Source organism: Pseudomonas sp. BN515 (genome assembly GCF_029873155.1).
In the GTDB taxonomy this organism is placed as follows: domain Bacteria; phylum Pseudomonadota; class Gammaproteobacteria; order Pseudomonadales; family Pseudomonadaceae; genus Metapseudomonas.
The window spans coordinates 119812-138807 of sequence record NZ_SSOH01000071.1; the positions used below are offsets into that span (position 1 = coordinate 119812).

At 62.7% G+C, this 18996-nt stretch carries 17 protein-coding genes; 16 read left to right on the forward strand and 1 reads right to left on the reverse strand.

Going from position 1 to position 18996, the window contains the following annotated elements; all coding sequences use genetic code 11:
* From sdhC to E8E91_RS17700, 12 genes are all read left to right on the forward strand, one after another.
* A complete protein-coding gene (sdhC, locus tag E8E91_RS17645) occupies positions 1-375 on the forward strand; it encodes a succinate dehydrogenase, cytochrome b556 subunit (RefSeq protein WP_280377342.1) in 375 nt (124 codons plus the stop codon).
* Complete coding sequence (gene sdhD / locus E8E91_RS17650; RefSeq protein WP_280366103.1) at positions 369-737, forward strand: succinate dehydrogenase, hydrophobic membrane anchor protein; 369 nt, start codon at positions 369-371, stop codon at positions 735-737. The genes sdhC and sdhD overlap by 7 nt, the downstream gene beginning before the upstream one ends.
* Before the next feature lie 3 nt (positions 738-740).
* Positions 741-2513 carry a succinate dehydrogenase flavoprotein subunit gene (gene sdhA / locus E8E91_RS17655; RefSeq protein WP_280377345.1) on the forward strand — a complete coding sequence of 591 codons (1773 nt, stop codon included), beginning with the start codon at positions 741-743 and terminating at the stop codon, positions 2511-2513.
* Positions 2514-2524: 11 nt separating this feature from the next.
* On the forward strand, positions 2525-3241 hold the full coding sequence (locus E8E91_RS17660; protein ID WP_280377348.1) for a succinate dehydrogenase iron-sulfur subunit: 717 nt from the start codon (positions 2525-2527) through the stop codon (positions 3239-3241).
* 245 nt (positions 3242-3486) lie between these two features.
* Positions 3487-6318 (forward strand): 2-oxoglutarate dehydrogenase E1 component, encoded by a 2832-nt coding sequence (locus E8E91_RS17665; RefSeq protein WP_280377352.1) that lies wholly within the window; start codon positions 3487-3489, stop codon positions 6316-6318.
* 44 nt (positions 6319-6362) lie between these two features.
* Complete coding sequence (gene odhB, locus E8E91_RS17670; protein ID WP_280366094.1) at positions 6363-7586, forward strand: 2-oxoglutarate dehydrogenase complex dihydrolipoyllysine-residue succinyltransferase; 1224 nt, start codon at positions 6363-6365, stop codon at positions 7584-7586.
* 69 nt (positions 7587-7655) lie between these two features.
* A complete protein-coding gene (lpdA, locus tag E8E91_RS17675; protein ID WP_280377354.1) occupies positions 7656-9092 on the forward strand; it encodes a dihydrolipoyl dehydrogenase in 1437 nt (478 codons plus the stop codon).
* Positions 9093-9249: 157 nt separating this feature from the next.
* Positions 9250-10416 (forward strand): ADP-forming succinate--CoA ligase subunit beta, encoded by a 1167-nt coding sequence (gene sucC, locus E8E91_RS17680; RefSeq protein ID WP_190828372.1) that lies wholly within the window; start codon positions 9250-9252, stop codon positions 10414-10416.
* The gene (gene sucD, locus E8E91_RS17685; RefSeq protein WP_077525307.1) at positions 10416-11303 is read left to right on the forward strand and encodes a succinate--CoA ligase subunit alpha; all 888 of its coding nucleotides are present in this window, start codon (positions 10416-10418) and stop codon (positions 11301-11303) included. The genes sucC and sucD overlap by 1 nt, the downstream gene beginning before the upstream one ends.
* Positions 11304-11614: 311 nt before the next feature.
* Entirely contained in the window at positions 11615-12928 is a 1314-nt protein-coding gene (gene brnQ / locus E8E91_RS17690; RefSeq protein ID WP_280377357.1) for a branched-chain amino acid transport system II carrier protein, read from the forward strand.
* 125 nt (positions 12929-13053) lie between these two features.
* Positions 13054-13788 carry a DUF599 domain-containing protein gene (locus E8E91_RS17695; RefSeq protein ID WP_280377360.1) on the forward strand — a complete coding sequence of 245 codons (735 nt, stop codon included), beginning with the start codon at positions 13054-13056 and terminating at the stop codon, positions 13786-13788.
* The gene (locus tag E8E91_RS17700) at positions 13785-14174 is read left to right on the forward strand and encodes an MAPEG family protein (RefSeq protein WP_280377362.1); all 390 of its coding nucleotides are present in this window, start codon (positions 13785-13787) and stop codon (positions 14172-14174) included. The genes E8E91_RS17695 and E8E91_RS17700 overlap by 4 nt, the downstream gene beginning before the upstream one ends.
* Before the next feature lie 60 nt (positions 14175-14234).
* Here E8E91_RS17700 and E8E91_RS17705 read toward each other — a convergent pair whose 3' ends face one another.
* Positions 14235-14456 (reverse strand): hypothetical protein, encoded by a 222-nt coding sequence (locus tag E8E91_RS17705; protein WP_280377365.1) that lies wholly within the window; start codon positions 14454-14456, stop codon positions 14235-14237.
* A gap of 168 nt (positions 14457-14624) precedes the next feature.
* On the opposite strand from E8E91_RS17705, the gene E8E91_RS17710 reads away from it, so the two are divergent.
* The 4 genes from E8E91_RS17710 (at position 14625) to htpG (ending at position 18849) form a co-directional block, all read left to right on the forward strand.
* The gene (locus tag E8E91_RS17710) at positions 14625-15080 is read left to right on the forward strand and encodes a PaaI family thioesterase (RefSeq protein ID WP_280377367.1); all 456 of its coding nucleotides are present in this window, start codon (positions 14625-14627) and stop codon (positions 15078-15080) included.
* Entirely contained in the window at positions 15077-15520 is a 444-nt protein-coding gene (locus E8E91_RS17715) for a PaaI family thioesterase (RefSeq protein WP_280366077.1), read from the forward strand. The genes E8E91_RS17710 and E8E91_RS17715 overlap by 4 nt, the downstream gene beginning before the upstream one ends.
* 40 nt (positions 15521-15560) lie before the next feature.
* Positions 15561-16808, forward strand: coding sequence for an MFS transporter (locus E8E91_RS17720; protein WP_280377370.1), 1248 nt, complete (start codon positions 15561-15563; stop codon positions 16806-16808).
* Between the two features lie 142 nt (positions 16809-16950).
* Positions 16951-18849 carry a molecular chaperone HtpG gene (htpG, locus tag E8E91_RS17725; RefSeq protein ID WP_280377372.1) on the forward strand — a complete coding sequence of 633 codons (1899 nt, stop codon included), beginning with the start codon at positions 16951-16953 and terminating at the stop codon, positions 18847-18849.
* Positions 18850-18996 lie beyond the last annotated feature (147 nt).

The following is an 18996-nucleotide window of genomic DNA, read 5'->3' on the forward strand; positions in this document are numbered from 1 at the left end:
GTGAATAGCCAACGACCTGTAAACCTAGATCTCAGGACCATCAAACTCCCCATCACTGCTTACACGTCCATCCTGCATCGTATCTCCGGCGTCATCCTCTTCTTCGGCATTGCCGTGCTGCTGTTCGCACTCGACAAGTCGCTGAGCTCCGAGGAAGGCTTCGAGCAGGTAAAAGCGTGCCTGACCAGTCCGCTGGCCAAGCTGGTGATTTGGGGCCTCCTGTCCGCGCTGCTTTACCACCTGGTCGCCGGTGTGCGCCACCTGGTAATGGATGCGGGCGTCGGCGAAACGCTCGAGGGCGGTGCGCTGGGCTCGAAAATCGTCATCGTGATTTCTGCGGTGCTGATCGTGCTGCTGGGGGTGTGGGTATGGTAACCAACGTCACGAACTTCTCGCGTTCGGGCCTTTATGACTGGATGGCCCAGCGCGTTTCTGCGGTCGTTCTCGCGGCTTATTTCCTCTTCCTGCTGGGCTACCTGCTGTTCAATCCGGGTCTGACCTTTGCCGACTGGCACGGTCTGTTCTCCCACACCGCGATGCGCATCTTCAGCCTGCTGGCCCTGGTCGCCCTGAGCGTCCATGCCTGGGTCGGCATGTGGACTATCTCCACCGACTACCTGACGCCCATGGCGCTGGGCAAGGCGGCGACTGTCGTGCGTTTCCTGTTCCAGGCGGTATGCGGCATGGCAATGTTCGCGTTCTTCGTCTGGGGCGTGCAGATTCTCTGGGGTGTGTGATCCATGTCTAGCATTCGTACTCTTTCCTTCGACGCCATCATCGTAGGTGGCGGCGGCGCCGGCATGCGCGCTGCGCTGCAACTGGCCCAAGGTGGCCACAAGACCGCTGTGGTGACCAAGGTCTTCCCGACCCGCTCCCACACCGTATCCGCCCAGGGCGGCATCACCTGTGCCATCGCTTCGGCCGACCCGAACGACGATTGGCGCTGGCACATGTACGACACCGTCAAGGGCTCCGACTACATCGGTGACCAGGACGCCATCGAATACATGTGCTCCGTAGGTCCGGAAGCCGTGTTCGAGCTGGAACACATGGGCCTGCCGTTCTCCCGTACCGAGCAGGGCCGCATCTACCAGCGTCCGTTCGGCGGTCAGTCCAAGGACTTCGGCAAGGGTGGCCAGGCTGCCCGTACCTGCGCCGCTGCTGACCGTACCGGTCACGCGCTGCTGCACACCCTGTACCAGGCCAACCTGAAGAGCGGCACCTCGTTCCTCAACGAGTGGTATGCCGTTGATCTGGTGAAGAACCAGGACGGCGCCGTGGTCGGCATCATCGCCATCTGCATCGAGACCGGCGAAACCGTCTACATCCGTTCCAAGGCCGTGGTTCTGGCCACCGGCGGTGCTGGTCGTATCTACGCCTCCACCACCAACGCCCTGATCAACACCGGCGACGGCGTGGGCATGGCCCTGCGTGCTGGCGTACCGGTCCAGGACATCGAAATGTGGCAGTTCCACCCGACCGGCATCGCCGGCGCTGGTGTACTGGTCACCGAAGGCTGCCGTGGTGAAGGTGGTTACCTGATCAACGCGCATGGCGAGCGCTTCATGGAGCGTTACGCTCCGAACGCCAAGGACCTGGCCGGCCGCGACGTGGTCGCCCGTTCCATGGTCAAGGAAGTGATCGCCGGCAACGGCGTGGGCCCGAACAAGGACCACGTGCTGCTGAAGCTCGACCACCTCGGCGAGGAAGTCCTGCACAGCCGCCTGCCTGGCATCTGCGAACTGTCCAAGACCTTCGCGCACGTCGACCCGGTCGTCGCTCCGATCCCGGTTATCCCGACCTGCCACTACATGATGGGTGGCGTTGCCACCAACATTCATGGCCAGGCCATCACCCAGGACGCCAACGGCAACGACACCATCGTCGAAGGCCTGTTCGCTGTGGGCGAAGTGGCTTGCGTATCGGTTCACGGCGCCAACCGCCTGGGCGGCAACTCGCTGCTCGACCTGGTGGTATTCGGCCGTGCTGCCGGCCTGCACCTGGAGAAGGCGCTCAAGGAAGGTATCGAGGCGCGTGGTGCCAGCGAGACCGACATCGAGCAGTCCCTCAAGCGTCTGTCCGGTGTCAACGAACGCACCAGCGGCGAAGAAGTCGCCCCGCTGAAACGCGAGCTGCAAAGCTGCATGCAGAACTACTTCGGTGTATTCCGTACCGGCGAATACATGCAGAAGGGTATTGCTCAGCTGGCTGACCTGCGTGAGCGCATCGCCAACGTCAAGATCAACGACAAGTCCCAGGCCTTCAACACCGCGCGTATCGAAGCGCTGGAGCTGCAGAACCTGCTGGAAGTCGCTGAAGCCACTGCCATCGCCGCCGAAGTGCGTAAAGAGTCCCGTGGCGCTCACGCCCGCGAAGACTTCGAAGACCGCGACGACGAGAACTGGCTGTGCCACACCCTGTACTTCCCGGGTGAGAAGCGCGTTGCCAAGCGCGCTGTCAACTTCGCGCCGAAGACTGTTCCGGCGTTCGAACCCAAAGTACGTACTTATTAAGGGTGGCCGAGATGTCCAAGACTCTTACTGTCAGCGTCTATCGCTACAACCCGGAGAGCGACAGCGCTCCGACCATGCAGGACTTCCAGATCGACACCGACGGCAAGGACGTGATGGTCCTCGACGTACTGGCCCTGATCAAGGAACAGGACGAAGGTTTCTCCTACCGTCGCTCCTGCCGTGAAGGCGTCTGCGGTTCCGACGGCATGAACATCAACGGCAAGAACGGCCTGGCGTGCATCACTCCGCTGTCGGCCGCTGGCCTGAAGGGCGGCAAGCTGGTGATTCGTCCGCTGCCGGGCCTGCCGGTCATTCGTGACCTGGTCGTCGATATGAGCATCTTCTACAAGCAGTACGAGAAGGTGAAACCCTTCCTGCAGAACGATACTCCGGCTCCGGCCATCGAGCGTCTGCAGTCCCCGGAAGATCGCGAAAAGCTGGACGGTCTGTACGAGTGCATCCTGTGCGCTTGCTGCTCGACTTCCTGCCCGTCCTTCTGGTGGAACCCGGACAAGTTCCTCGGTCCCGCTGCGCTGCTGCAGGCCTATCGCTTCCTGGCCGATAGCCGTGACAACAAGACCGAAGAGCGACTGGCTGCGCTGGACGACCCGTTCAGCGTGTTCCGTTGCCGCGGCATCATGAACTGCGTGAACGTTTGCCCGAAGGGTCTGAACCCGACCAAGGCGATCGGCCACGTACGTAGCATGCTGCTGCAAAGCGGTACCTGATTCGATTGCTGTACGCGTAACACCTGCGGTACCGGCCTGGTCGGTACCGCAGTAAAACCAGGAACGCAGCTCACAAAGCCGTGTTCCTTATTTGAAAAATATATAGATGACCAGCAGGGGCAACCGGGCTGGTGCCCGGACTATCAGCGGGATCCTTGGTGGCTTTACCGAAGTCGCTGTGCCAGGACTTCTTAGCCCTAGCGGTGTCCATGCCGATGGTGTCCCCTTATCGAGGGTGACAAAGCATGCAAGAAAGCGAAATGCAGCGCATGTGGAACAGTGCCCACCTATCCGGTGGTAACGCTGCATATGTGGAAGAGCTCTATGAGCTCTACCTGCACGATCCCAACGCTGTGCCCGAAGAGTGGCGCACCTACTTCCAGAAGCTGCCGACCGACGGCAATCTTGCCACCGACGTTTCGCACTCCACCATCCGGGATCATTTCGTCCTGCTCGCCAAGAATCAGCGCCGCGCCCAGCCGGTGTCCGCTGGTGCAGTGAGTTCTGAGCACGAGAAGAAGCAGGTTGAAGTCCTGCGCCTGATCCAGGCATTCCGCATGCGCGGCCACCAGGCTTCCAAGCTCGACCCGCTTGGTCTGTGGCAGCGTCCGGCTCCGGCTGACCTGTCGATCCGCCACTACGGGCTGACTGACGCCGACCTCGATACCACCTTCCGCACTGGTGAGCTCTACATCGGCAAAGAAGAGGCTACTCTGCGCGAGATTCAGCAGACCCTCAACGAGACGTATTGCCGCACCATCGGTGCCGAGTTCACCCACATCGTCGATTCCGAGCAGCGCAAGTGGTTCCAGCAGCGTCTGGAAAGCGTGCGCGGCCGTCCGGCGTTCTCGCCGGAAGTCCAGAGCCACCTGCTGGAGCGCTTGACCGCTGCCGAGGGCCTGGAAAAGTACCTGGGCACCAAATACCCGGGCACCAAGCGTTTCGGCCTTGAAGGCGGCGAGAGCCTGATTCCGCTGCTGGACGAAATCATCCAGCGCTCCGGCTCCTACGGCCTGAAGGAAATCGTCATCGGCATGGCCCACCGTGGCCGTCTGAACGTCCTGGTCAACACCTTCGGCAAGAACCCGCGCGACCTGTTCGACGAGTTCGAAGGCAAGAAGACCGAAGGCCTGTCCTCCGGTGACGTGAAGTACCACCAGGGCTTCTCCTCCAACGTCATGACTCCGGGCGGCGAAGTTCACCTGGCCCTGGCGTTCAACCCGTCTCACCTGGAAATCGTTTCCCCGGTGGTCGAGGGTTCCGTACGTGCCCGTCAGGATCGTCGCCAGGACAAGACCGGTGACAAGGTTCTGCCTATCTCCCTCCACGGTGACGCAGCATTTGCCGGCCAGGGCGTGGTCATGGAAACCTTCCAGATGTCGCAGACCCGTGGCTACAAGACGGGCGGCACCATCCACATCGTGATCAATAACCAGGTTGGTTTCACCACCAGCCGTCCGGAAGACTCGCGCTCCACCGAGTACTGCACCGACGTCGCCAAGATGATCCAGGCGCCGATCCTGCACGTGAACGGCGATGATCCGGAAGCCGTGCTGTTCGTCACCCAGCTGGCCGTCGACTACCGCATGCAGTTCAAGCGTGACGTGGTCATCGACCTGGTCTGCTACCGCCGTCGCGGCCACAACGAGGCCGACGAGCCGAATGGCACCCAGCCGCTGATGTACCAGCAGATCGCCAAGCAGCGCACCACCCGTGAGCTGTACGCCGATGCCCTGAGCGCCTCCAGCGTGCTCGACGTCGCCGCCATCCAGGCCAAGGTGGACGAGTACCGTACCGCCCTGGACAACGGCCAGCACGTGGTCAAGAGCCTGGTGAAGGAGCCCAACAAGGAGCTCTTCGTCGACTGGCGCCCCTACCTGGGCCATGCCTGGACCGCTCGTCACGACACCCGCTTCGATCTGAAGACCCTGCAGGAGCTCTCCACCAAGCTGCTGGAAATTCCGGAAGGCTTCGTGGTCCAGCGTCAGGTCGCCAAGATCCTCGAAGACCGCCAGAAGATGGGCGCCGGTGCGATGCCGATCAACTGGGGCTTCGCCGAGACCATGGCCTACGCCACCCTGCTGTTCGAAGGCCATCCGGTACGTATCACCGGCCAGGACGTGGGCCGCGGCACCTTCTCGCACCGCCACGCGGCGCTGCATAGCCAGAAGGACGCCAGCACCTACCTGCCGCTGCAGCACCTGTTCGCCGACCAGCCGAAGTTCGATCTGTATGACTCCTACCTGTCGGAAGAGGCAGTGCTGGCGTTCGAATACGGCTACTCCACCACCACGCCGAACGCGCTGGTGATCTGGGAAGCCCAGTTCGGTGACTTCGCCAACGGTGCTCAGGTCGTGGTCGACCAGTTCATTACCAGCGGTGAGCACAAGTGGGGTCGTCTGTGCGGCCTGACCATGCTGCTGCCCCACGGCTACGAAGGCCAGGGTCCGGAGCACTCCTCCGCGCGCCTGGAGCGTTACCTGCAGCTGTGCGCCGAGCACAACATCCAGGTCTGCGTGCCGACCACTCCGGCCCAGGTCTACCACATGCTGCGCCGCCAGGTTATCCGCCCGCTGCGCAAGCCGCTGGTGGCCCTGACTCCGAAGTCCCTGCTGCGTCACAAGCTGGCCATCTCGACCCTGGAAGACCTGGCCGAAGGCTCCTTCCAGACTGTCATCGACGAGATCGACGCAATCGATCCGAAGAAAGTGGACCGCCTGATCCTGTGCAGCGGCAAGGTGTACTACGACCTGCTGGAGAAGCGCCGTGCCGAAGGCCGCGAAGATATCGCCATCGTGCGTATCGAGCAGCTGTATCCGTTCCCCGAGGACGACCTGGCAGAGATTCTGGCTCCGTACAAGAATCTCAAGCACATCGTCTGGTGCCAGGAAGAGCCGATGAACCAGGGCGCCTGGTACTGCAGCCAGCACCACATGCGTCGTGTCGCGGCAGCCCACAAGAAGGGCCTGTTCCTCGAGTACGCCGGTCGTGAAGGTTCTGCAGCTCCGGCTTGCGGCTACGCCTCCATGCACGCTGAGCAGCAGGAAAAACTGCTGCAAGATGCCTTTACTGTTTAACGCCTTCGCGCTGAAGAAACCGAATTAGATAGGAACCCTGAACAATGGCTATCGAGATCAAAGCCCCCACTTTCCCGGAATCGGTTGCCGACGGCACCGTGGCTACCTGGCACAAGAAGCCGGGCGATGCGGTCAAGCGCGACGAGCTGATCGTCGACATCGAAACTGACAAAGTGGTCATGGAAGTCCTGGCGGAAGCCGACGGCGTCCTGGCTGAAATCGTCAAGAACGAGGGCGACACCGTCCTCAGCGGCGAACTGCTCGGCAAGCTGAACGCTGGTGCCGCGGCTGCTGCTCCTGCTGCCGCTGCCCCGGCTGCCGCCCCTGCCCAGGCCGCCGCTCCGGCCGCCGCAGGTGCCGATGACGCCATCCTCTCTCCGGCTGCCCGCAAGCTGGCTGAAGAGAACGGCATCGACCCGAACAGCATTGCCGGCACTGGCAAAGGCGGTCGCGTGACCAAGGAAGACGTGGTTGCCGCCGTCGAAGCGAAGAAATCCGCTCCGGCTGCTCCGGCCGCCAAGCCCGCTGCCCCGGCTGCCGAGGCTCCGGTCTTCGCCGCTGGCGAACGCGTCGAGAAGCGCGTACCGATGACCCGCCTGCGTGCCAAGGTTGCCGAGCGTCTGGTCGAAGCCCAGTCCACCATGGCCATGCTGACCACGTTCAACGAAGTCGACATGACCGAAGTCATGGCGCTGCGTTCGAAGTACAAGGACCTGTTCGAGAAGACCCACAACGGCGTGCGCCTGGGCTTCATGTCCTTCTTCGTCAAGGCTTCCGTCGAGGCGCTGAAGCGCTTCCCGGCTGTCAACGCTTCCATCGACGGCAACGACATCGTCTACCACGGCTACCAGGACATCGGCGTTGCCGTATCCAGCGACCGTGGTCTGGTGGTTCCGGTTCTGCGCAACGCTGAGCTGATGAGCCTGGCTGAAGTCGAGAACGGCATTGCGACCTTCGGCAAGAAGGCCCGTGAAGGCAAACTGTCCATCGACGAGATGACTGGTGGCACCTTCACCATCACCAACGGCGGCACCTTCGGCTCGATGATGTCGACCCCGATCGTCAACCCGCCGCAGGCCGCCATTCTCGGCATGCACAACATCATCCAGCGCCCGATGGCCATCAACGGTCAGGTCGTTATTCGCCCGATGATGTACCTGGCTCTGTCCTACGACCACCGCCTGATCGATGGCAAGGAAGCTGTGAGCTTCCTGGTGACCATCAAGAACCTGCTGGAAGACCCGGCTCGTCTGCTGCTGGACATCTGATCGGCAGTCTCTCTTTACGGCGGCCCCCCTTACAGGGGCCGTCCGGTTTCATACGAGAAGGAATGAGTTATGACCCAGAAATTCGACGTGGTAGTGATTGGTGCGGGCCCCGGCGGCTACGTTGCCGCCATCAAGGCAGCTCAGCTCGGCCTGAAAACCGCCTGCATCGAGAAGTACCAGGACAAGGAAGGCAAGACCGCTCTGGGCGGCACCTGCCTGAACGTCGGCTGCATTCCGTCGAAGGCGCTGCTGGACAGCTCCTACAAGTACCATGAGGCCCACGAGGCCTTCAAAGTCCACGGTATCGAAGCCAAGGGCGTCTCCATCGACGTTCCCACCATGGTTGGTCGCAAGAACACCATCGTGAAGAACCTGACCGGCGGCGTTGCCACCCTGTTCAAGGCCAACGGCGTCACCCTGCTGGAAGGCCACGGCAAGCTGCTGGCCAACAAGCAGGTCGAAGTGACCGGTTCCGACGGCAAGGTACAGATCGTCGAAGCCGTGAACGTGATCCTCGCTTCCGGCTCCAAGCCGGTAGACATCCCGCCGGCTCCGGTTGACCAGGACGTGATCGTCGACTCCACCGGCGCCCTGGACTTCCAGGCCGTTCCGAAGAAGCTGGGCGTTATCGGTGCCGGCGTGATCGGCCTCGAGCTGGGCTCCGTCTGGGCTCGCCTGGGTGCTGAAGTGACCGTGCTGGAAGCCCTGGACAAGTTCCTCCCGGCCGCCGACGAGCAGGTTTCCAAGGAAGCCATGAAGGTCCTGACCAAGCAGGGCCTGAAGATTCGTCTGGGCGCCCGCGTGACCGGCTCCGAAGTGAAGAAGAAGCAGGTAACCGTCAGCTTCACCGACGCCAACGGCGAGCAGAAGGAAACCTTCGACAAGCTGATCGTGGCCGTGGGCCGTCGCCCGGTGACCACCGATCTGCTGGCTGCCGATAGCGGCGTGACCCTGGACGAGCGTGGCTTCATCTTCGTCGACGACCATTGCGCTACCAGCGTTCCGGGCGTGTACGCCATCGGTGACGTGGTACGTGGCGCGATGCTGGCCCACAAGGCCTCGGAAGAGGGCATCATGGTCGCCGAGCGCATCGCCGGCCACAAAGCCCAGATGAACTACGACCTGATTCCGTCGGTCATCTACACCCACCCGGAAATCGCGTGGGTCGGCAAGACCGAGCAGACCCTGAAGGCCGAAGGCGTTGAAGTCAACGTCGGTACCTTCCCGTTCGCCGCCAGTGGCCGTGCCATGGCTGCCAATGACACCGCCGGTTTCGTCAAGGTCATCGCTGATGCCAAGACCGACCGCGTACTGGGCGTCCACGTGATCGGCCCAAGCGCCGCAGAACTGGTCCAGCAAGGTGCCATCGGCATGGAGTTCGGCACCAGCGCCGAAGACCTGGGCATGATGGTCTTCTCGCACCCGACCCTGTCCGAAGCGCTGCACGAAGCGGCCCTCGCTGTGAATGGCCACGCCATCCACATCGCCAACCGCAAGAAGCGCTAAGAGCAAAGAAGAACCACGGCGGACTGCCCGTGCTGTGAGCCCTCTGGGGCTCACCGCGGAAAGCCCGCCGGACTGCCTTCAACTGCAGTCACAGGTGGCGCGGCACCACGAATGCAGCGCCGAATGCGCAATACCTAAACGAAGACGGTAGACAAGCATGAATCTCCACGAGTATCAGGGTAAGCAGCTGTTCGCTGAATACGGCCTGCCCGTATCCAAGGGCTTTGCCGTAGACACCCCGGAAGAAGCCGCAGAAGCCTGCGAAAAAATCGGTGGCAGCGAATGGGTTGTTAAAGCCCAGGTCCACGCTGGCGGCCGCGGTAAAGCGGGCGGCGTGAAGCTGGTCAAGAGCAAGGACGACGCCAAGGCGTTCGCCGCCAACTGGCTGGGCAAGCGCCTGGTGACCTACCAGACAGACGCCAACGGTCAGCCGGTCAGCAAAATCCTGGTTGAATCCTGCACCGACATCGCCAAGGAACTGTACCTGGGCGCCGTGGTAGATCGTTCCAGCCGCCGCATCGTGTTCATGGCTTCCACCGAAGGTGGCGTGGACATCGAGAAAGTTGCTCACGAAACTCCCGAGAAGATCCTCAAGGCCACCATCGACCCGCTGGTCGGCGCTCAGCCCTACCAGGGCCGCGAGCTGGCATTCCAGCTGGGCCTGGAAGGTGACCAGATCAAGCAGTTCACCCACATCTTCGTGAACCTGGCCAAGCTGTTCCAGGACTACGACCTGGCTCTGCTGGAAGTGAACCCGCTGGTTATCAAGGCTGACGGCAACCTGCACTGCCTGGACGCCAAGATCAACATCGACAGCAACGCCATGTACCGTCAGCCCAAGCTGCGCGCCATGCACGACCCGTCCCAGGACGACGCTCGTGAAGCCCATGCGCAGAAGTGGGAACTGAACTACGTGGCCCTGGAAGGCAACATTGGCTGCATGGTCAACGGTGCCGGCCTGGCCATGGGTACCATGGACATCGTCAACCTCCACGGCGGCAAGCCGGCCAACTTCCTCGACGTTGGCGGTGGTGCGACCAAGGAGCGCGTGACCGAAGCGTTCAAGATCATCCTGTCCGACAGCAACGTCGCTGCCGTACTGGTGAACATCTTCGGCGGCATCGTTCGTTGCGACATGATTGCCGAAGGCATCATCGGCGCGGTGAAGGAAGTTGGCGTGAAGATCCCCGTGGTCGTCCGTCTGGAAGGCAACAATGCTGACCTCGGCGCCAAGGTACTGGCCGAGAGCGGTCTGAACATCATCGCGGCGACCAGCCTGACCGACGCTGCACAGCAAGTCGTCAAGGCCGCGGAGGGCAAGTAATGAGCGTCCTGATCAACAAAGACACCAAAGTCATCTGCCAGGGCTTCACCGGTAGCCAGGGTACTTTCCACTCCGAACAAGCCATCGCCTACGGCACCAAGATGGTTGGCGGCGTGACCCCCGGCAAGGGCGGCACCACCCACCTGGGCCTGCCGGTGTTCAACACCGTCAAGGAAGCCGTTGAAGCCACCGGCGCCGAAGCTTCGGTGATCTACGTTCCGGCTCCGTTCTGCAAGGACTCCATCCTGGAAGCGGCCTTCGGCGGCATCAAGCTGATCGTCTGCATCACCGAAGGCATCCCGACCATCGACATGCTGGAAGCCAAGGTCAAGTGCGACGAGCTGGGCGTACGCCTGATCGGCCCGAACTGCCCGGGCGTGATCACTCCCGGCGAGTGCAAGATCGGCATCATGCCGGGTCACATCCACCTGCCGGGCAAAGTAGGCATCGTGTCGCGTTCCGGCACCCTGACCTATGAAGCCGTGAAGCAGACCACCGACGCCGGCTTCGGCCAGTCCACCTGCGTGGGCATCGGCGGTGACCCGATCCCGGGCTCCAACTTCATCGACATCCTGAAGCTGTTCCAGGAAGACCCGCAGACCGAAGCCATCGTCATGATCGGCGAGATCGGCGGTTCCGCTGAAGAAGAAGCTGCTGCCTTCATCAAGGCCAACGTGACCAAGCCGGTGGTGTCCTACATCGCTGGTGTAACTGCACCGCCCGGCAAGCGCATGGGCCACGCTGGCGCCATCATCTCCGGTGGCAAAGGCACCGCGGACGAGAAGTTCGCTGCCCTGCAGGACGCTGGTGTGAAAACCGTGCGTTCGCTGGCCGACATCGGCAAGGCCCTGGCCGAGCTGACCGGCTGGGAAGTCAAGAACGCCTAAGGCGACTTGATTCCCCCAACAAAGGCCACCCTTCGGGGTGGCCTTTGTCGTTCGAGGTGCAACCATTCTGCGTAAAAGTGCAACCGCCTGTCGGCCAAGCGACAGAAACGGTAGCTACTCCGACAACCTGATCCACGTCAGGCGCTTCCCTCGGTAAAATCGCTAGGGTAGCAACCATGCCGCTCACCATGCCCCACAAGGGCGAAGGTCGGGCACTAGCGATCAATCCCAAACGGATGGATGACGTTTCCCCCGACCCAATCGGGAAACCCCTTCGGTAAACCCTGTTTCAGCGATGTGGTAATTCCCCAATGAAATCCTTGAAAGGCCAGGACGTCCTGGCACTCGGCTTCATGACGTTCGCGTTGTTCGTCGGAGCCGGCAATATCATTTTCCCGCCCATTGTCGGTCTGCAGTCCGGTCCCCACGTCTGGATGGCAGCCTTGGGCTTCCTGATCACCGCCGTCGGCCTGCCCGTGGTAACCGTCATCGCCCTGGCCAAGGTCGGCGGCGCCATGGACACCCTCAGCAGCCCCATCGGCAGGACGGCAGGCGTGCTCCTGGCCTCTGTCTGCTACCTGTCGGTCGGCCCGCTGTTCGCGACCCCGCGTACTGCGACTGTCTCGTTCGAAGTGGGCCTGGCGCCGCTGACCGGCGATACCCCACTGGCCCTGTTCGCCTACAGCCTCGTGTACTTCATCGTGGTGCTGGCGGTTTCCCTGTATCCCGGCCGTCTGCTGGATACCGTCGGCCGCGTGCTGGCGCCGATGAAGATCGTGGCCCTGGCCATCCTTGGCATCGCCGCCTTCATGTTGCCGATGGGCGAAATCGGTGACGCCACCCCGGCCTACCAGGCCGCCCCGTTCTCCCAGGGTTTCATCAACGGCTACCTGACCATGGATACCCTGGGCGCCCTGGTGTTCGGCATCGTCATCGTGAACGCGATCCGTTCCCGTGGCGTCGAGTCGCCGCGCCTGATCACCCGATACGCCATCATCGCTGGCCTGATCGCCGGTGTCGGCCTGGCGCTGGTGTACATCAGCCTGTTCCGCCTCGGTGCCAACAGCCACGACATCGCTGGTACCGCCACCAACGGTGCCGCGGTCCTGCACGCATACGTGCAGCACACCTTCGGCAACCTCGGCAGCACCTTCCTCGCGCTGCTGATCTCCCTGGCCTGCCTGGTGACCGCTGTTGGCCTGACCTGTGCTTGCGCCGAGTACTTCAGCCGCCTGTTGCCGCTGTCCTACCGCAGCCTGGTGATCATCCTTGCCGCCTTCAGCCTGGTGGTATCCAACCTCGGCCTGACCAAGCTGATCCAGGTTTCGGTGCCGGTACTCACCGCCATCTACCCGCCGTGCATCGTGCTGGTGGCCCTGAGTTTCTGCGTGGGTCTGTGGCACTCCCCAAGCCGCGTGGTGGCTCCGGTGATGCTGGTGTCGCTGCTGTTCGGCCTGATCGATGCCCTCAAGGGTGCCGAACTCGCGGGCTGGATGCCGCAGTGGCTGTCTCACCTGCCGCTGTCCGAACAAGGACTCGCCTGGCTGCTGCCGTCCGTGGCCACCCTGGCCGCGGCCAGCCTCTACGACCGCCTGCTGGGCAAGCCGGTGGAAGTTGCCGCCTGATTGCTGGCAAGTGCAAAGAAGGCCGCCTCCGGGCGGCCTTTTTTGTTGCGATCAGCCTTCATCAGACGCTGCAGGGGCCTGCTAATGGGTCGCTATAATCGGTCGTGTTCTTAAAAGGAATTCGCATGTCCAGCATTCTGCGCAATTGGCCCCACCTGGTGGCCATCCTCTGGTTCCTCACCTGCTGGGTGGGCTACACCCGCTACGCCATCTGGAAGGGCAGGGATACCGCCTGCCTGGCTTCGGTCCTGCACCTCTATCGCGAGGACTGGATGCGCCGCCTGTTGCTGCGCGACAACCGCATCGCCGATGCCAGCGTGATCGGCAACCTGGAGCGCAATGCCTCCTTCTTCGCTTCCAGCACCCTGATCATCCTGGCCGGCATCCTCACCGTGCTCGGCTCGACGGACCGCGCGGTGTCGGTGCTGGCGGACCTGCCCTTCGTACAGCCCGCCAGTCGCGGCATTTCCGAACTCAAGCTGCTGGGGCTGGCGGTGGTCTTCGTCTACGCCTTCTTCACCTTCAGCTGGTGCATGCGCCAGTACAACTTCGCCGCCATTCTCGTGGGGTCGGCGCCGATGATTGGTGAGAAGCACGTCAGCGACCAGGAGCGGAAAGACTTCGCGGAGCGCACCGCGAGGGTGATTTCACTGGCGGCCAACCAGTTCAACTTCGGCCTGCGCAGCTACTACTTCGGCCTGGCCATGCTGGCCTGGTTCATCAACCCCTGGTTCTTCGTCATCGTGACCACCGGGGTCGTGCTGGTGCTCTACCGCCGCGAGTTCCACTCGGATGTACTGGATGTGATGGTCTACACCCCGACCCAGGCGCTGGAAGCGCCCAAGGAGAAAGTCGAATGAGTATTCCGTTCTGGTGCCTGTTCTTTGCCGCTCTGCTCATCTACCTGGCCAAGGTGCCGGTGGCCAAGGCCATGCGCGAGGAGGGCAGGGGGTACGACAACCGCAATCCCCGTGCGCAGCAGGCACGGCTGACCGGCTTCGGCGCGCGAGCGGTGGCGGCGCACCAGAACACCCTGGAAATCTTCCCGTTGTTCGCGGCAGGCGTGCTGGTGGCCCATGTCACCCAGAGCCAGGGCTGGTTCGTCGACCTGCTGGCAATCGCCTTCATCGTGTCGCGGGTGCTCTATCTGTTCCTCTACTGGAACGACAAGGCCGGCATGCGCAGTCTGGTCTGGGTCGTCGGCCTGGTCTGCAGCCTGCTGCTGATGCTCAGTCCTGCGCTCTGAACCCTTCGGAAACAACAAGGCCCGCGATGTGCGGGCCTTGTTGTTACTGCTGCCGGAAGCTTACTGGCTCTGCTCCTCGGACGGGGCGGTGTCCGGAGCGGCCGGCGCGGCGGGTGCGCTCGGAGCCGGGGCGGTTTCCGGAGCCGGAGCCGGAGTGCTCGGCTGCGATTCGGTCGCCGGTGCAGCCGGTGCAGCCGGTGCCTGAGCCTCTTCCTTCTTGTCGCAGGCGGCGAGACCAAGGCTGGCGGCCAGCAGCAGGGCGAGAGACAGGGTTTTTTTCATTTGAGCCTCCATGTGTGGCTTTCCTCGTAGATAGCAGTTGGAGTTTGTGAACTGATTCTAAGTTCAACGTCTTTTAAAAAAAGCCTGGTTTCAGTGCTTGTCGACAACGGCCTATCGTCCGCAAGGTATTATTCGGCTCTTTGCCCATCTTCCGCCAAGGTTGCAGTCATGACGGACAACTCCCTTATTGAACGGGCGCAGCGATTTCTCACTGTGCTGCGCCATTGCCAGGTGCTCGGCCTCAGCGTGCACGACGCCACCCCCCAGGGCCTGACCCTGCGTCTGCCCTACAGCACAAAGATCATAGGCAATCCGGAAACCGGTGTGATCCACGGCGGCGCCATCACCACTCTGATGGACACTACTTGCGGCATCTCCACGGTCTGTGTGCTGCCGGAATTCGAGATCTGCCCGACCCTGGACCTGCGCATCGACTACATGCATCCGGCCGAGCCCCACAAGGACGTCTTCGGATTCGCTGAATGCTACCGGGTGACGCCCAACGTCATCTTCACCCGCGGCTATGCCTACCAGGACGATCCGGCCCAGCCTATCGCCCATGTGGTCGGCGCATTCATGCGCATGGGCAAGCCGGGCCAGTTGAAGCAGGGAGGTGCGGTATGAGCCTCGACCTCAACGCCCTGGTGCGTGAAGCCCATGAAAAGAATGACTACGGCTCGCTGGTGTGCCTGATTCCCTACGCCAAGCTGATTGGCATGGAATGCCTGCGCCTTGGGGACGACATGGTGTTCCGCCTGCCGGCGAGCAAGGACAACATCGGCAATCCGACCCTGCCGGCCATCCATGGCGGCGTGATCGCCGGTTTCATGGAGCATGCGGCCATGCTCCACCTGCTGATGTTCATGGGCACGCCACATATGCCCAAAATCATCGACTTCTCGATAGATTACCTTCGCGCCGGGCACTATCGTGACACCTACGTCCAGTGCCAGGTCTGGCGACAAGGCCGCCGCGTCGCCAACGTCGCCATCACCGCCTGGCAGACCACCCAGACCGAACCCATCGCCACCGCGCGCGCCCACTTCAAGGTCGACGAACCCTGAGGCGCGCCAGTCGCGTCCGGTCGTTCACAAGGAAAGCCCGATGGTTGCGTTACTGATTCTTGGCGGCCTGTTGCTGATCGTCACCGGACTCGTCTGGCTGATCATGCTGGCCTTCGGCACCAGCCTGCTCTGGGGCTTTGGCAGCCTGTTGCCGCCCGTCACCCTGGCCTACGTGCTCTACCACTGGCGTAATGCACGCAAGGCCGTGGTCCTGGGCGCCATGGGCTTCATCCCGCTGGTGGTGGGCCTCACCATGCTCGCCGCCCAGGACCCTGAGCGCCTCCAGGCGATTCTCAGCCTGCGCTGGCTGGGCGAGGAGGATCGCGCCAGGTCCGAATTGGACATCCGACTGAACGGCGAACTCAACGGCCAGCACTTTTCACCGCTGGAGGCCGAACTGGTGGACGGCATCCTCAGCCTGCGTGAAGGGCAGGACTTCTACGCCCGTCGCGAGCTGACCATCCGCCTCGGCAACCAGCCCCAGGGCGCCCTGCGCCTGGATGTCCTGCCCCAGGACGTCGGCCCGAAGCCGGAAGTCGAGATCAGCTGGCTACTGCCGGAGCAGGAGCTGCCGGAGGCGCGGCGCATTCCCCGTGGCTACACCTTGCACCTGGACCTCCAGCCGGTGGCGCCGAACCGCCTGGCAGGAGACTTCCACCTGGTACTGCCGCCGAAGTTCGCCACCACGCTCACCGGGCATCTGGAGGTCTTCACCGACCGCCTGCGCTATCGCGACGGCCGGGTGGACCCGACCTACGACTCCCGCGACACCCTGGCCTACGTGATACGCGACTACCTGCAGCGGCGATTCGCCACGCGCAATGTCGAGCTGGTGCCGTTGCCGGCCGTCAGCCTGCCGGCGCGCGAGCTGGACCTTGAAGTGGAGGCCCGGGTCGATGGCCAGGCCCATCACCTGCCGATTCAACTTGCCAAGAGCGAGACCAAGGGCTGGCGAGTGCGCCGCGACAGCTTCCCGCCCCTGGCCGAACCCGGTGCGGCACCCCAGGCGCCCAGCGAGGCACAGGAATCGGCATCCGTAGCGGACGCCGCCCGCCCGGTGGATCGTCGCCTGCGCTTCTCGTTGCAGCGCCTGCTGAGCAATCCCAGCCAGTACCAGGAGCTCAGCATGCGTGTGTACACGGTGCGTGGCAGCACCGCCGAAGGCCGCTTCACCGGCCTGGACCGCGAAGGCCGCATCCTCATCCGTCGCAACCTGGGCGGAGCGGGTGCCGCCAGCTTCAGCTTCGACCTGGACGAGGTCTCCCACGTCGAGCTGCTCGAGCCCTGAGCCGTATGGGGGCCGAAGCCCCCCGTCATGGCGATGACGCCCGCGTTTCGCTAAGCACTTGAAATCCTTGTCGAAGGCCCCATCTGGATGACATCCGCCGCCGCACATGCGGCTCAAGCCATCCACGTGGAGTCAGACGACCATGAGTGTGGAAACTCAAAAAGAAACCCTGGGCTTCCAGACCGAGGTGAAGCAACTGCTTCACCTGATGATCCATTCCCTGTATTCCAACAAGGAAATCTTCCTTCGCGAGCTGATTTCCAACGCCTCCGACGCCGCTGACAAACTGCGCTTCGAGGCGCTGGCCAAGCCCGAGCTGCTGGAAGGCGGCGCCGATCTCAAGATCCGGGTCAGCTTCGACAAGGACGCCCGCACCGTCACCATCGAAGACAACGGCATCGGCATGAGCCGTGACGAGGTGATCGCGCACCTGGGCACCATCGCCAAGTCCGGCACCGCCGACTTCCTGAAGAACCTGTCCGGCGACCAGAAGAAGGATTCCCACCTGATCGGCCAGTTCGGCGTGGGCTTCTATTCCGCCTTCATCGTTGCCGACAAGGTCGACGTCTTCACCCGCCGCGCCGGTCTGCCGGCCGCCGAGGGCGTGCACTGGGCATCGAAGGGCGAGGGCGAGTTCGACGTCGCTACTATCGACAAGGCCGAGCGCGGCAGCCGCATCGTCCTGCACCTGAAGGCCGACGAAGCGGAGTTCGCTGACGGCTGGCGCCTGCGCAACGTCATCAAGAAGTACTCCGACCACATCGCCCTGCCCATCGAGCTGCCGAAGGAGCAGCACGGTGAAGAGGCGCCGGCCGAGCAGGAGTGGGAAACCGTCAACCGCGCCAGTGCGCTCTGGACCCGTCCGCGCACCGAGGTGAAGGACGAGGAGTACCAGGAGTTCTACAAGCACGTCGCCCACGATTTCGAGAACCCGCTGTCCTGGAGCCACAACAAGGTCGAAGGCAAGCTGGAATACACCTCGCTGCTCTACGTCCCGGCCCGCGCACCCTTCGACCTCTATCACCGTGAGGCACCGCGCGGCCTGAAGCTCTACGTGCAGCGCGTGTTCATCATGGACCAGGCTGACCAGTTCCTGCCGCTCTACCTGCGCTTCATCAAGGGCGTGGTGGACTCCAATGACCTGTCGCTGAACGTCTCCCGCGAAATCCTGCAGTCCGGTCCGGTGATCGAGTCCATGAAGTCGGCGCTGACCAAGCGCGTTCTGGACATGCTGGAGAAGCTGGCGAAGAACGAGCCCGAGCAATACAAGGGCTTCTGGAAGAACTTCGGCCAGGTGCTGAAGGAAGGTCCGGCCGAGGACTTCGCCAACAAGGAGAAGATCGCCGGCCTGCTGCGCTTCGCCGCCACCAGCGACGAGTCGGGCGAGCAGAGCGTGTCCCTGGCCGACTACATCGGCCGCATGCAGGAAGGCCAGGACAAGATCTACTACCTCACCGGCGAGAGCTACTCGCAGGTCAGGAACAGCCCGCACCTGGAGGTCTTCCGCAAGAAGGGCATCGAAGTGCTGCTGCTCACCGACCGCATCGACGAGTGGCTGATGAGCTACCTGTCCGACTTCGACGGCAAGGGCTTCGTCGATGTCGCCCGTGGCGACCTCGACCTCGGCAAGCTGGACTCGGAAGAGGACAAGAAGGCCCAGGAAGAAGTCGCCAAGGCCAAGGAAGGGCTCATCGAGCGCCTGAAGCAGGTGCTGGATGAGCAGGTCAGCGAAGTGCGCGTTTCCCATCGCCTGACCGATTCCCCGGCGATCCTCGCCATCGGTGAACAGGACCTGGGCCTGCAGATGCGCCAGATCCTCGAAGCCAGCGGCCAGAAGGTTCCGGAATCCAAGCCGATCTTCGAGATCAACCCGGCCCACCCGCTGATCGAGAAACTGGACGGCGAGCAGGACGAAGACCGCTTCGGCGAGCTGTCGCACATCCTCTTCGACCAGGCTGCCCTGGCTGCCGGCGACAGCCTGAAGGACCCGGCCGCCTACGTGCGCCGCCTGAACAAGCTGTTGGTGGAACTCTCTGCCTGATAGACAGCTGCAATGAAAACGGCCCGCGATTGCGGGCCTTTTTCTTTGGTGCGGGATTCTGGGCCGGTTGGGGCTGCGATCTCCCATGAAACAGGTTGGGAGGTTCACCCAGCCAGAGGGTCTAAGCTCAGTCATCCCTCCGCTACA

What these genes read in the sequence shown, in the direction of transcription:
- sdhD (WP_280366103.1), top strand. Translation starts at nt 369, where the DNA reads ATGGTAACCAACGTCACGAACTTCTCGCGTTCGGGCCTTTATGACTGG.
- sdhA (WP_280377345.1), top strand. Translation starts at nt 741, where the DNA reads ATGTCTAGCATTCGTACTCTTTCCTTCGACGCCATCATCGTAGGTGGC.
- E8E91_RS17660 (WP_280377348.1), top strand. Translation starts at nt 2,525, where the DNA reads ATGTCCAAGACTCTTACTGTCAGCGTCTATCGCTACAACCCGGAGAGC.
- E8E91_RS17665 (WP_280377352.1), top strand. Translation starts at nt 3,487, where the DNA reads ATGCAAGAAAGCGAAATGCAGCGCATGTGGAACAGTGCCCACCTATCC.
- odhB (WP_280366094.1), top strand. Translation starts at nt 6,363, where the DNA reads ATGGCTATCGAGATCAAAGCCCCCACTTTCCCGGAATCGGTTGCCGAC.
- lpdA (WP_280377354.1), top strand. Translation starts at nt 7,656, where the DNA reads ATGACCCAGAAATTCGACGTGGTAGTGATTGGTGCGGGCCCCGGCGGC.
- sucC (WP_190828372.1), top strand. Translation starts at nt 9,250, where the DNA reads ATGAATCTCCACGAGTATCAGGGTAAGCAGCTGTTCGCTGAATACGGC.
- sucD (WP_077525307.1), top strand. Translation starts at nt 10,416, where the DNA reads ATGAGCGTCCTGATCAACAAAGACACCAAAGTCATCTGCCAGGGCTTC.
- brnQ (WP_280377357.1), top strand. Translation starts at nt 11,615, where the DNA reads ATGAAATCCTTGAAAGGCCAGGACGTCCTGGCACTCGGCTTCATGACG.
- E8E91_RS17695 (WP_280377360.1), top strand. Translation starts at nt 13,054, where the DNA reads ATGTCCAGCATTCTGCGCAATTGGCCCCACCTGGTGGCCATCCTCTGG.
- E8E91_RS17700 (WP_280377362.1), top strand. Translation starts at nt 13,785, where the DNA reads ATGAGTATTCCGTTCTGGTGCCTGTTCTTTGCCGCTCTGCTCATCTAC.
- E8E91_RS17705 (WP_280377365.1), bottom strand. Translation starts at nt 14,456, where the DNA reads ATGAAAAAAACCCTGTCTCTCGCCCTGCTGCTGGCCGCCAGCCTTGGT.
- E8E91_RS17710 (WP_280377367.1), top strand. Translation starts at nt 14,625, where the DNA reads ATGACGGACAACTCCCTTATTGAACGGGCGCAGCGATTTCTCACTGTG.
- E8E91_RS17715 (WP_280366077.1), top strand. Translation starts at nt 15,077, where the DNA reads ATGAGCCTCGACCTCAACGCCCTGGTGCGTGAAGCCCATGAAAAGAAT.
- E8E91_RS17720 (WP_280377370.1), top strand. Translation starts at nt 15,561, where the DNA reads ATGGTTGCGTTACTGATTCTTGGCGGCCTGTTGCTGATCGTCACCGGA.
- htpG (WP_280377372.1), top strand. Translation starts at nt 16,951, where the DNA reads ATGAGTGTGGAAACTCAAAAAGAAACCCTGGGCTTCCAGACCGAGGTG.